This is a genomic window from Arenibacter troitsensis, from assembly GCF_900177645.1.
GTDB classification, from domain to species: domain Bacteria; phylum Bacteroidota; class Bacteroidia; order Flavobacteriales; family Flavobacteriaceae; genus Arenibacter; species Arenibacter troitsensis.
Genome location: NZ_FXAO01000002.1, coordinates 563,287 through 577,106 on the forward strand (window position 1 = coordinate 563,287; position 13,820 = coordinate 577,106).

At 40.8% G+C, this 13,820-nt stretch carries 6 protein-coding genes; all 6 read left to right on the forward strand.

The features are described from left to right. Positions 1–106: 106 nt before the first annotated feature. Positions 107–1,657, forward strand: a complete 1,551-nt coding sequence (locus B9Y87_RS06905) for a sulfatase (protein WP_085497586.1) — start codon at positions 107–109, stop codon at positions 1,655–1,657. Between the two features lie 293 nt (positions 1,658–1,950). Next, complete coding sequence (locus B9Y87_RS06915) at positions 1,951–3,408, forward strand: sulfatase (RefSeq protein ID WP_217807495.1); 1,458 nt, start codon at positions 1,951–1,953, stop codon at positions 3,406–3,408. A 24-nt stretch (positions 3,409–3,432) separates the two neighbouring features. Continuing rightward, complete coding sequence (locus B9Y87_RS06920; protein ID WP_085497458.1) at positions 3,433–6,009, forward strand: SGNH/GDSL hydrolase family protein; 2,577 nt, start codon at positions 3,433–3,435, stop codon at positions 6,007–6,009. A 15-nt stretch (positions 6,010–6,024) separates the two neighbouring features. Continuing rightward, positions 6,025–8,637, forward strand: coding sequence for a sialate O-acetylesterase (locus B9Y87_RS06925; RefSeq protein WP_085497459.1), 2,613 nt, complete (start codon positions 6,025–6,027; stop codon positions 8,635–8,637). An 82-nt stretch (positions 8,638–8,719) separates the two neighbouring features. Then, entirely contained in the window at positions 8,720–11,269 is a 2,550-nt protein-coding gene (locus tag B9Y87_RS06930) for a family 78 glycoside hydrolase catalytic domain (protein ID WP_217807496.1), read from the forward strand. Positions 11,270–11,352: 83 nt separating this feature from the next. After that, the gene (locus B9Y87_RS06935; RefSeq protein WP_139827176.1) at positions 11,353–13,755 is read left to right on the forward strand and encodes a hypothetical protein; all 2,403 of its coding nucleotides are present in this window, start codon (positions 11,353–11,355) and stop codon (positions 13,753–13,755) included. Positions 13,756–13,820 lie beyond the last annotated feature (65 nt).

Sequence of the window (13,820 nt, forward strand, 5' to 3'; positions counted from 1 at the left end):
ATTAGGCCCATTTTATAGATAATTAAAAAAGAAATTGAACTGTTTAAGCATATAAATCAATTATAACTTCTTGAAAAAGAAATATTCAAAATTGCCCAGCATAGAAATGAAACATATTACCCAGTTAACACTTGTAGGATTGGCCGCGCTCTGTTCTACCTTTTACTCATGTGAAGAAAACATGGCCACGACCGGAAATGCTGCACCCAATATTCTTTTTATACCGGTAGACGATTTAAGGCCGGAATTGGGATGTTATGGCAACCCCTATATTAAAACCCCAAATATTGATGCATTGGCCAAAGAAGGAGTGGTATTCACTAGGACATACTGCCAACAAGCGGTCTGCAATCCTTCAAGAGCCAGTTTATTAACAGGTTTACGCCCAGACTCCATACAAGTTTGGGATCTGGCTACAAAATTTAGGGACATACTTCCAGACGTGGTTACCCTACCACAATACTTTAAACAAAATGGCTATACTACAATCGGCTTGGGAAAAACTTTCCATAATGACATACCTGATTCTATAAGCTGGACAGAAAGACCTCATATAAAGGGGTTCCCATTTGATCCGGATGCGGTATACGCCTCCAAATTGAACCTGGACATACAAGAAGCTAAAAAACAGAAGTTGATCGCCGAAGGAAAAAATAGACTGGATCCATTGGGCCATTGGTACCTCAAAGCAAATTCCGTTGAAAGTGCCGATGTCTATGACGACGCCTATTATGACGGAGCACAAACTACCTATGCCATTCATAGATTACAGGAATTGGCCATAGACAAAAAACCGTTTTTCCTTTCGGTAGGCTATTACAAACCGCATCTGCCGTTTAATGCCCCTAAGAAATATTGGAACCTGTACCACAGGGATTCCATACCATTGGCCAACAACCAATACCCTCCCAAGGGCAGTCCATATTATACCGTACATGGAGATCAGGAATTAAGATATTATGACGATAACCACAATCTACCCAAACCTTCGGAACAACCATGGGATATAGGTCGGCAACGGGAAGTGAAACATGGGTACTATGCCAGTGTTTCTTATACCGATGCGCAAATTGGTAGAATTATGGATGAATTAAAGAGATTGGACCTTTTAAAGAATACCATTGTGGTACTTTGGGGCGACCACGGATGGAAACTAGGGGAACACAATGGTTGGGGAAAAATGTCCAACTATGATATTGATGCCCATGTACCTATGATTATTGGCGGGGCAAAAATTAAAGCCAAGGGCGAAAAAAGCAAGGCACTTACAGAACTAGTGGATATTTATCCCACATTATGCGAATTGGCCGGACTGCCTGTTCCTGCCCATTTACAAGGTAAGAGCCTAACCCCATTATTGGACAAACCAGAAACAGAGTGGAAAACAGCTGCTTTTAGTCAGTTTCTACTCGGAAGATTTGGTCCTAAGGAAACCAGGGACCAAGAACGCATGGGATATTCCATAAGGACGGATCAGTATAGGTACATAAAATGGTATAGTTGGGACAAAACCTCAAAAAAGAGAGGTGAATTTTTGGACCATGAACTATTCGACCATTTTAGCGACCCACAGGAAAATGTTAATATAGCGGACAAAGGTGAACTTAAGGAGAAAGTTGCTAATCTAACTGAACAATTACAAAATCACTTCAAATAAAAGCCTCTTAAACCTCCCTCAATCATGAAGCTGCTTAAATGTAGAACTTGGAAAATATAATCAAGATTGCTTGCCTTTATCAAAAGTTTTAGGCAATTTCCTTAAAATATCTATGGGGATTATTATGGGCAAAGCCATTATTATTCTAAAAACAAGATGACATTAAAAGGAAAGACACCGTATTTCCGAAAAATTTAACTTTCCCTAACAATAACATAGGGTAAGCCCTTTCCAAATTCGTCACCTTTATTAGAGTAACACTCTTACTTATAACAAAATCAACACCATTAACCATGATATCACGCCAATTAACAAGAAAATATTTATTGTTGTTTGGAATTTTCATCTCTTTGAATGTTCATGCCCAAAACAAAAAACCCAATATTGTGTTTATCCTGGTGGATGATCTAGGATGGATGGATATTTCTGTCAACGGCAGTTCCTTTTACGAAACACCCAATATAGACGAGCTGGCCAAAGAAGGAATACGTTTTACACAGGCCTACGCCGCATCGCCAATCTGTTCTCCCACCAGGGCTTCCATTCTAACGGGAAAAAACCCTGCAAGAATGGAACTGACCCAATGGATAGGAGGTCCCGGAAATCCCGAATATAAAAGAAACCTTCCTTTAGAGGAGGTGTTGTTTCCAGAATTGCTCCAAGAGGCTGGCTATAAAACCGCCTTTATGGGAAAATGGCACCTAAACAATGTAGCAGGAGAAGAAACCTTTTGGCCTGATAAACAAGGGTTTGATATTAATGTTGCCGGGCATTTTAGGGGCGGCCTATATATTAAGAACAAATACTTCTCTCCATGGGACATTCCCAATTTGGAGAATGGTCCTGAAGGGGAATATATGACAGACCGCTTGGCTAAAGAAGCGGTCAATTTCATAGACCAATACGGAGACGACCCATTTTTGCTATACTTTTCTCTGTATTCAGTACACGCTCCTTTTGATGCCCCTGCAGATAGGGTTGAGAAATACAACAAAAAGAAAGAAAAATTGGGTCTGACCGATGCAGACAGATTTGCGGAAGAAACCCAAGGAGACCTAACATTTACCTATAGAAAGACCCAAGATCATCCCACATATGCGGCAATGGTAGAATCTATGGATATGGCAGTAGGAAAAATACTTAATAAAATAAAAGATCAGGGCATAGCGGATAATACTGTAGTAGTTTTCTTTGCGGACAACGGTGGCCTTTCCACTTCAGAAGGCATTCCCACGGCCAACACTCCTTTAAGGGCAGGAAAAGGTTGGTTGTATGAAGGGGGTATCAGGGAACCGGCCATAATAAAATGGCCGGGAAATATAGAACCAGGAACCGTTTCTGATGCCATTATTACCAGTAGCGACTTCTACCCTACCATTTTGGAAATGACCGGGCAACCATTAAGACCGGATTTGCATATGGATGGAAAAAGTTTAGTACCCTTACTAAAGGGAGATACTCAGAATATTCATGAAGCCACCTATTTCCACTACCCACACCAATCCAACCAAAAAGGTAGTCCAAGTAGTGCCATTAGGGATGGGGATTACAAATTGATCTTATTCCTAAATGATTACAGGATGGAACTTTATAATATTAAAAATGATATAGGGGAAAGGAACGATTTAGCTTCCGAATTACCGGAATTAAGGGATCATCTATACAAAAAATTGTATACCTGGTGGGACGAGGTAGATGCCAAATTTCCTATGGAATTTACAAAAAAAAGAGCCGACGAATTAAATCGCTGATACCTTAGTAAAACTCAAACTCAAATGAAGCAATTCAAATTTATACTTCTATTTGTCTTCTTACTTCCGATTGCCAAGGTTAATGCACAAGAAGGCACAAAAATCAAAGTAGCCTGTATTGGAAATAGTATCACCTTTGGTTACGGAATAAAGGACCGGATCAAGGACGCCTATCCCGAACAATTGGCACGTATGCTTGGGGAAGGATATGAAGTGAAAAACTTTGGGATTAGTGGTAAAACCCTATTATCCAAAGGCAACGCCCCCTATATTGAAACCCAAGCCTATAAAGACGCCCTGGCCTATAATCCTGACATCGTTATCATTAAATTGGGCACCAATGATAGTAAGGATTTTAACTGGGTCTACAAGGATGGGTTTAAAGCCGATTATCTTCGGCTCCTTGAATCCTTTCAAAATATAGCATCCAAGCCAACCATTTATCCATGTTTGGCCGTTCCCGTTTACGAAAAAGGCAGAAAGATCAGTGCCGAAATTGTGACCAATGAGGTAAACCCTAAAATAAGGGAAATTGCCAAAGAGCAGGGTCTAAAATTAATCGACCTCTACACCCCTATGCTCGGAAAAGGCAAACTATTTCCAGACGCTATACATCCCAATGGCGAAGGGGCGGGAGAAATTGCAAAAATTATCTACGAAAACCTTAGTGGTAAAAAAGCTGTTTTGGTAGATCAGCGTTTTCCTGGCAAAAAAACCGAATGGAAAGGATTCACACGATTCGACTTTGAATTTGATGGAAAAAAGGCATTTGTTATAGAACCAACAAAAGCCATACCTGGCAAGCCCTGGGTATGGAGGGCACGTTTCCCTGGTTGGCACACCGAAATGGACAGCATTTTACTTTCAGAAGGTTTTCACCTTGCCTATTTGAACACCAACAACCAATTTGGAAGTCCAAAAGCCATGAAATCTTGGGATAGATTCTACAAGTACCTTATCAGGTCTCATGATTTTAGTAAAAAAGTAGCTCTAGAAGGTGTTAGTAGAGGAGGTTTATTTGTCTATAACTGGGCAAAAATGCATCCTGAATTGGTTAGTTGCATCTATACGGAAGCCCCGGTATGCGACTTTAAAAGTTGGCCCGGCGGATTTGGTAGTGGAATAGGCTCGGAAAAGGACTGGAAAACCTTGAAGGAAGAATATGGGTTTAAATCGGATGCCGAAGCCAAAAAGCACGACAATAACCCCATGGACAACCTTGAAGGTTTGGCAAAAGCCAAAGTTCCAGTTCTGCATATGATAAGTCTTACAGACTCCGTGGTTCCTCCCAAGGAAAACACCTTTCCGTTAATAAACAAATATTTGGAGCTTGGGGGAATCGCCACAGTGGTAACTTGTACCGAGGGAAAACAAACCCTTCACGGGCATCATTTTCCTATTGAGACGCCGAGATTGGGTGCCGATTTCATTAAGTATTACAGCAAATCGGAAGCTAAACCTCTTGATCCATCGGCCTACCATAACCTGAGAAATGGACTCCAAAACAGCCAGATTAAATTTGAACATGAAAAAAAAGGTAGGGTAGCCTTTTTGGGTGGATCCATTACTTATAATGGTGGATGGCGCGATAGTATTACGAATTATTTAAAAGATAGATTTCCTGAAACCCGGTTCGAGTTCATTGCCGCGGGAATTCCCTCTACAGGTTCAACCCCAGGTGCATTCCGTATGGAGCGCGATCTATTTATTAATGGGCCGGTAGACCTATTATTTGAAGAAGCCGCTGTAAACGATGCAACCAATGGTAGAACGGATGAAGAGCAAATAAGGGCCATGGAAGGTATTGTACGCCATGCGAGATACCAAAATCCGGCAACGGATATAGTAATCATGCATTTTGTTGACCCCGGTAAAATGAAATTATACCGTCAGGGAGAAACCCCCAAGGTTATCCTTAACCATGAAAAAGTGGCCCAGCATTACGGCATTCCCACTATCAATCTGGCCAAAGAAGTAACGGAACGCATCGACGCCGGTGAATTTACCTGGAAGGACGATTTTAAAAACTTACACCCATCCCCTTTTGGGCAAGGGGTTTATGCACGCTCCATGATAGCATTGCTAGAGAATTCTTGGCTAGGACCTGCTGCCGAAGACGATAAAATAAAAAGTCACAATTTGCCCGAGCCTTTGAACGAACTAAACTATGATAATGGGACGCTAGTTGATATAACTAACGCCAAAATAAGCGGAGATTGGAAGTTGGTGCCTAACTGGGAACCCCAAGATGGCAAAGGCACTAGAAATAACTACACCAATGTACCCATGCTGATTGGCGAGAAGGCCAACAAGGGAAAAGCAAGTCTTGCCTTTGAAGGCAACACTGTGGGAATAGCTGTAGCAGCCGGTCCCGATGCAGGATTTATCCAATACAGGATAGACAAAGGAGAATGGCAAAAATTGGACCTATTGACCAATTGGAGCAGAAGCCTACACCTGCCTTGGTTCTTTACCCTTGCCAGTGGACTGGAAAACAAAAAACACACTTTACAGATTAAAATAGCAGAAAAAGAAGACCCAAAACGAATTGGCAACACTTGTAGAATACGGTATTTCTACATCAACAAAAAAACCCCTTAATATTAAGATTACCTAATGATCAAACAATCAAAGAACAACCATTTCAATATACTACCTGTACTACTAATACTGGCATTGGGTCTATGCCTAAAATCTAATGCCCAACAGCCAATTAAGGTCTTTATACTGGCCGGACAATCCAATATGCAAGGTCACGGAGAGATGGAAAAAGGGGATAAAGGCAACCTGAGGTGGTTGATCAACAATGACAACGAAGGTGTATATCAACACTTGGTGGATGAGAAAGGGGAATGGTCAGAAAGGGATGACGTGTTTATCTATACGTGGGATAAATTCAACGCTATTAAAACAGGAAAATTAAGTGCAGGTTATGGTGGTTTTGATACCACAATTGGGCCTGAACTCGGCTTTGGCCATGTTACAGGAAACCATTATGAAAACAAAGTACTCCTTATAAAAACGTCTTGGGGCGGCAAAAGTCTGGCCGTGGATTTTCGTCCACCCTCTGCAGTCAGTGAATCGGGATATAACCGTATTCCCTCCCAACCCAAGGACACCGGATACTATTATGTGCAAATGCTATCTACCGTCCACAAAGTATTGGACAATTTGCAGCAATATGTTCCCGATTATCAGGGAGAAAGTTTTGAACTTGCAGGCTTTGGTTGGCATCAGGGCTGGAACGATCGGGTTACCAAAACGGCAAACAAATACTATGAAGAGAATTTAGTTCACTTCATAAAGGACATAAGGAAAGATTTGGGAACCCCTACTTTACCCTTTGTAATTGCCACCACAGGCATGAAGGGATGGGCAGACAAAGACCCAAGGGCAATATCCCTTATGAATGCACAAATGGCAATGACGAACTATCCGGAATTTAAGGATAATGTATCGGTTGTTGATACAAGGGATTTTTATATAGAGACCGAAGATTCCCCATCAAAACAATTTTATCACTGGAATAGAAATGCAAAATCCTACCTTCTTATAGGAGAGGCTTTAGGCCAGGCCATGATAGATCTAAAGAAAAAACAAGCTGCCAACAATATTCATCAGGAAATTAGAAATGTCCCCAGCTATGATAGTAAATATTTAACCCCTACCCCTCCTATGGGCTGGAACAGCTGGAATGCCTTTGAAAAAGACATCGATGAAAATAAAATAAAGGAAATTGCAGACATCATGGTAAGTTCCGGAATGCGTGATGCTGGTTATAAATATTTGGTTTTGGACGATGCCTGGATGGCTTCGGAAAGAAACGAAAATGGACAATTGGTTGCCGATTCCATAAAGTTTCCTGGAGGAATGAAGGCTATTGGAGATTATATACACAGCAAAGGTCTTAAGTATGGCATATACGAATGTAGGGGCGATCTAACCTGTCAGAACCTACCCGGAAGTTTTGAACATGAACAAACGGACATGGATTCCTTTGCAGAATGGGGCGTGGATTACATTAAATTGGATGCATGTTTCGCTAGAAAAAATGGAAGATTATCAACGGAAGACTTTGATGTTTATCATAAGGCCATCCTTAAAACAGGAAGACCTATGGTTTTAAGTATTTCAGATTTTGGTAGTGGAGCCTGGGCCTGGGGAGGTAAAGATTATGGGCAACTTTGGCGCACCTCCATGGATATCTATCCCAGAATACAATCTGTTTACCGCTGTGCGGAAACCTCTGGTGGCAACGGGGCCATTCACCCAGCATTTAAAGGTTTATGGCAATTTGCAGGTCCAGATAGTTGGAACGACCCGGACATGCTTCAGGTGGGCAATTTAAAAAACACTATTGAGGACAAGGCCCATTTTAGTCTATGGAGTATTTTGGCCGCTCCTATTATGGCAGGAAACGATCTACGCTCCATGTCGGATGAGGTTAAAAACATCCTTTTGGCATCTGAAGTAATCGCAGTCAATCAAGATTCAAGGGCACACCAAGGGTTTAAAGTGTATGACAAGGATAGCCTTGAAATATACAACAAGCCATTATCCGATGGAACTACGTCCGTATTAATGCTCAATAAAGGTGAAAAAAGATCGGATATCACCGTGCTGTGGGATCAAATCAAGGTATCTGGCCCGCAAAATGTAAGGGACCTTTGGCTCGGAAAGGAGCTCGGTAAATTTAATGGTTCATTTACCGCAAAGAATCTTGGAAAACACGAACATCTTTTACTTAAAATAGGAACTATTGGAAGTACCCCTGTTGCCGGCCCAACACCCGTAGCGGAAGAAAAATACACCATAACCCAAGAAGGGACTACTTACCTGAGCGATATTTATTATCTGCTCAAAAAGGGAAATGCACCTGTAGAGGACAAAAATTTTCATGGAAAGCCCTTAAAAGTTGGTGGCAAAAAATACGAAAAGGGACTAGGGGTAAAAAGCAATTCGGAAGTAATGTACAGGCTTAACGGAAAAGCACAACGTTTTCGGGCAGTAGTCTCCTTAGACAAAAGCTCGTCAAAAGGTGCCTCTGGTAGGTTTCAAATTATGGTGGAGGAAAAATTTGGAGGCCGTGTCATTTTTGATAGTGGCAATATTAAAAAAGGCAAAGTTAACATTGATATAGACGTAAGTGGCCTAGACTTTATTCTTCTGGACTTTTCAGGAAAAAAGGTATTTGGCAATTGGGGAGATGCAAAGGTAATATCCCAATAATCAACTAGAAACACATGGGTACCTTGATGGTTAACCTCCTAGGTAGAAATTTATAAGCCAAAATTAATATTGAATATATATTATGACCAAAAACAACCTAAAATTAAAAATCAAGGATCTTAGATACAACCTGATCCTAATGATAACCATCTTGGTAGGCTGTCATATTGCCTTATTTGGCCTATACAATTCCTCCGATCAAAACAATGATCACAGTGGAGAGCTGGCTGCAACGGATTATAAGGATATAGAAAACAGTCCCCAACTTAAGGAAAACGAGTTTTTAACACTGAACACCAAGGATTTTGACAACGCCCTTTGGATTACGGATAATCGTAGTCTACCAAAAAAGGATTCCCTTTTCTACCTTGACCACCCTGCACCCATTTTTAGAAAGGAATTTAAAGCCCAAGGCAAAATTAAAAAGGCAACTCTTTATATTACCTCAGCAGGCTACTACAAAGGAAGCATTAATGGTGAGCCCATAGGTAAAAACGTACTGGACCCGGCTTGGACGGACTACAGCAAAAGAACCTACTACACGGAATACGATATCACCTCACAGATCAAAAAAGGCAAAAACAGTCTTGGGGTTAGTTTAGGAAACGGATTTTACAACCCACTTCCTTTGAGGAAATGGGGCAGAAGAAATTTAAGGAAAGATCTTAATGTAGGCAAGCCAACGTTTATCGCCAATCTTGTATTGCAATATCAAAATGGCGACAGTCAAAGTATCATTACAGACAGTTCATGGAAATATTCTTACGGTCCAATAATTAGGAACAGCGTTTATTTGGGTACGGTCTACGATGCAAGACAGGAAATAAAAGGCTGGCAACTACCCGGCTTTAAAGATAATTCCTGGAATTCCGCAATTATAGGCAATAGCCCTGGCGGTGACTTACAAAAGGCATTTTTCCCACCTGTACAAGTCACCAATACCATAACCCCTATAGCGGTTACATCTCCAGAAAACGGAGTTCATCTCGTGGACATGGGGGTAAATTTTACGGGGACCTATAAAATTAAACTATCAGGAAAAATAGGGGACACCATTAAGTTCAGGTTTGGGGAGCGTATTTATGAAAATGGCACCCTAAACCCAATGACCACGGTAATCGGTCAGATAAAAAGAAAAGGCGTTGGCGGACCTGGAGCACCTGAAATTGCTTGGCAAACGGACACCTATGTTATCGGAAAGGATAGCCCTACCTGGTTCGAACCTGAATTCACTTATCACGTATATAGATATATGGAAATCAAGGGTCTCCATAAAGCGCCTGAAATTTCAGATATTCAAGGCCTCCCAATACATACCAACGTTGAAAACGCCGGAGATTTCACAAGTTCTTCCGAACTATTAAATAAAATTCAAGAGATTACCGAAAGAACCTTTTTGGCCAACCTGGTCAGTGTCCAATCCGATTGCGCTGCTAGGGAAAAATTCGGTTATGGGGGAGATTTAAATGCCACTAGCGAATCCTATATCAACAACTATGATATGAAAGGAATCTACCGTAAAACCGTATATGACTGGTTAGACGCTATGAAAGATTCCTCTTTTGTGGATACTGCCCCATTTGCTGGAGTACAATATTGCGGTATTAGTTGGGAGTCCGCATATCTTACTACACAGTATTATCTATACCTCTATTATAATGACACCGATTTTGTAAAGGAACTTTATAAAACAAATATTAAATGGATGGAAAAAGTGGCCAAAATACATCCAGAAGGAATGGTAAACAAAGGCCTAAGCGACCATGAATCCCTAGAACCCGTGCCAGTACAATTAACGGGTACTGCGCATTATCTACAATGTGCCGAAATAATGGAAACCTTTGCCGAAGTGATGGACGATAAAGAAAACAAATCCAAATATGGCCAACTTGCAGATCACTTAAGAACGCTTATCAAAAATGAATTCTGGGATAAGCCTGTAAACGGGAAGATAAACCGCCAAACCCTGTTTTCCACCTTGTTATATCACAACATTGTACCTAAAAATGAACTTGAAGCAGCCAAGGACTCTCTACAAAAAGCTTTGTACAGCGGTCCCAATGGTCATCTTAATACTGGAATTTTCGGAACCAAATACGCCCTAGAGGCCATTTCCAAACATATTTCCCCAGAAGTGGTTTACAAGGTAGTAAACAGTAAGGAATATCCAGGTTGGGGCTTTATGGTAGACAATGGAGCTACCACCATTTGGGAGACCTGGAAGGAAAGTGATGGTGTTTTTTCCAACAGCCACCCCATGTTCGGATCTGTTTCCGAATGGTTTTACCGCTGGCTTGGGGGCATACAGCCAGACCCTGAGAATCCAGGATTCAAAAAATTTGTGCTATCCCCCTCTACCCCTGCCGGCCTAGAGTTTGTGAATACAAAATATGAATCTCCTTACGGAACCATTGTATCCAATTGGAAGAAAGAATCCCTGGGCATCTACCGCTATGATATGACTATTCCCAAAAACAGCATCGGTATGGTTAATTTAAGGGAGGTTGCATCCAAAAAAATAAGTATCACTAAAAATGGTGTACCGCTTAAAAACAACAGCATAAAAAACCTGGAAACAGGAAAGTTCGAACTCAATGAAGGGGATTATTCCATAGTTGTATCACCAAAATAATAACCATAATATGCTATTACCTTAATACAATTCTTTAAACCAAGAAATGTATTTTAACAATAGTTAAGACACCAATGATTACCATGAAATTACATAATTCTTCCATTAAAAATTACATTGTATATAGCTTATTGTTTCTCCCACTTTTTACCTTAACGGCCCAAAACAATATCTCTGCGGGTGCAGATGAGCGAACCCCATCAAAGGCACAATATTTTAGTTGGATCAACAATACCAACGAAGGTGCCACGGCGGAACATACCAAGATCAATCTTGAATTTTTTGGTTGGCTTAAAAAGGAATATGGGATGCAATTGGACATTTATGCCTTGGATGCAGGGGCCATAGATGGCAAGAATTTTTATGGCAGCATATATTCTGATCGGTTTAAAAAGCAATTTCCGGATGGATTTGACCCTATTTACGCACAAGCTAAAAACTTGGACATACGATTGGGGGTTTGGGGAGGACCTGACGGATTTGGGGATACGCCGGAGGAAGAAAAGGCTAGAATAGATCAAATGGTAAAACTATGTAGGGATTATGATTTTGCCCTGTTCAAATTTGATGCAGTTTGTGGGCCTTTGCGTCCGGAAAAAGAAGATGCCTTCATTACTATGATGGAAGAAGCCCGTGAACATAGTCCTGATTTAATTTTATTAAACCACCGTCTGGGTCTTGATAAAGCCAAACCCTATGCCACTACTTTTTTATGGGGAGGCAATGAGACCTATATTGACGTTCATATGGCAAATACAATGACAGCACCTCACCATAGGGCACAGGCAATGTCTAGAGGGCTTGTTCCGGACTTACAGCGCCTAACGGAAGACCATGGTGTTTGTATCTCCTCCTGTTTGGATTATTGGGAAGATGATTTAATATTACAATCCTTCAACAGGAGTTTAATTCTCTCTCCAGAAATTTATGGAAATCCTTGGCTATTGAATGACGATGAATTTTCTAAATTGGCCCATATCTATAACCTTCATAAAAAATACAGGGATATATTGGTCGATGGAAAAGTGCTAAGTGAATCTTATGGTCCCAATGCCGTTTCAAGGGGGAATGGCAAAACCCAAATATTAAGTCTTAGAAATTTAAATTGGGAAAAGGCCACCTATTCCATAAAATTAAATGAAGAGATAGGTCTTAATACTGATGGGGATATAACCCTGATTCAATTACATCCTACCGAAAAATTGATAGGTACTTTTTCCAAAGGCGAATCAATTCCTGTAGATGTCCTCCCCTTCAGATCTGGACTGTTTTTGGCCACCACAGAAAAATACGAAGCTCCCCTTATAGCTGGGGCAAACTTTCAAACCATAAAAAATGTTTCCGATGCCCCAACTGAAATGGAAGTTTTAGGAATGCCGGGAACTACAGCCAACATACAACTCCTAAATGGGAAACAATATACCTCAGCGGAAATCAATGGTAAAAGTGTTCAACAATTACTGAAAGGAAAAAAATTAAAACTGAAATTTCCCGGAAAGGAATTAAAACAAAACTTTCATCGCAAACTAAATCCGTTCACAGAAATAGCTATTCCGGAAGATGTGGAAACCCTATACGAAGCTACTGTATTTGCCGCCGACAACAATGCTTTGGAAGTACGCTCCCTGCTGCGGTCGGGAGAAACCAACATTCCCGAGGTGAAAGCTGCCCGGGATGCATTTTTTGATCAAGAGGCTTTTGTGAATAGAGGAGTTTGGGACAAGAATTTATTTGATGGCAATTTGGAAACCGGATTTTGGCCACAAAAAAAATATCGATTGGATACACGTATCGAAGGAGGTACTTTAAGATTGGATTTAGGAGAAATCACCTATTTGGACAAACTCGTAATCACTGTTCCCAATGAATTTGCCTTACAGCCCTTACTTGTTGGGGAAGGTAATTTTGTGGAAATCTCTACCGACTTAGTACACTGGGAAGAACTAACATATTTGGCTGCCAAACAATCCGAAGTGAACGTAGGAAAAAAAGTACGCTATCTCAGGTTTAAAACTTTCCCCCAGCAAATCGTAGAGATAGAAGGTTGGGCCAAAGGACAAAAATTGGATAGAAGTTTATGGAAGGCCTCCAACCTATTTGCCTATCCTAGTACGAAAAAAGCGCAAAAAGTATGGAAGTCCAAAATAGTATTGGATGAAATAACCGAGGGCAGTTATCTCTCCGTCGCTTTAAATGGTCAACATGGTATAGAAGGTGCCTATGCAGCAGCTAAAATGGGTAATAAATATATTGGCTCCCCGGATAGGGCTTCATCCTACCCTGCCAATAATTGGGAATTTATGACCTCCCGCCGAGACAAGAACTACACCTATTACATCCCATTGGACGAAAGTATGATAGGAAAGGAAATAGAGGTATTTGTAATGGGATACGATAATGAAAACCTGAATTTTGATCCAGAATTATGGATTACAGCCTATCCAAATCCTTGGGAAAAGTTAAAAATCACATTAAATAAAAAGTAGTCCCTTAAAATGATCACAAAGAACACCTTATACCATTGCATAGTACTTTGTCTTTTATGTGTGCC

Coding starts and splice junctions, on each gene's coding strand:
- B9Y87_RS06935 (WP_139827176.1), top strand. CDS start 11,353: ATGAAATTACATAATTCTTCCATTAAAAATTACATTGTATATAGCTTA.
- B9Y87_RS06905 (WP_085497586.1), top strand. CDS start 107: ATGAAACATATTACCCAGTTAACACTTGTAGGATTGGCCGCGCTCTGT.
- B9Y87_RS06920 (WP_085497458.1), top strand. CDS start 3,433: ATGAAGCAATTCAAATTTATACTTCTATTTGTCTTCTTACTTCCGATT.
- B9Y87_RS06930 (WP_217807496.1), top strand. CDS start 8,720: ATGACCAAAAACAACCTAAAATTAAAAATCAAGGATCTTAGATACAAC.
- B9Y87_RS06925 (WP_085497459.1), top strand. CDS start 6,025: ATGATCAAACAATCAAAGAACAACCATTTCAATATACTACCTGTACTA.
- B9Y87_RS06915 (WP_217807495.1), top strand. CDS start 1,951: ATGATATCACGCCAATTAACAAGAAAATATTTATTGTTGTTTGGAATT.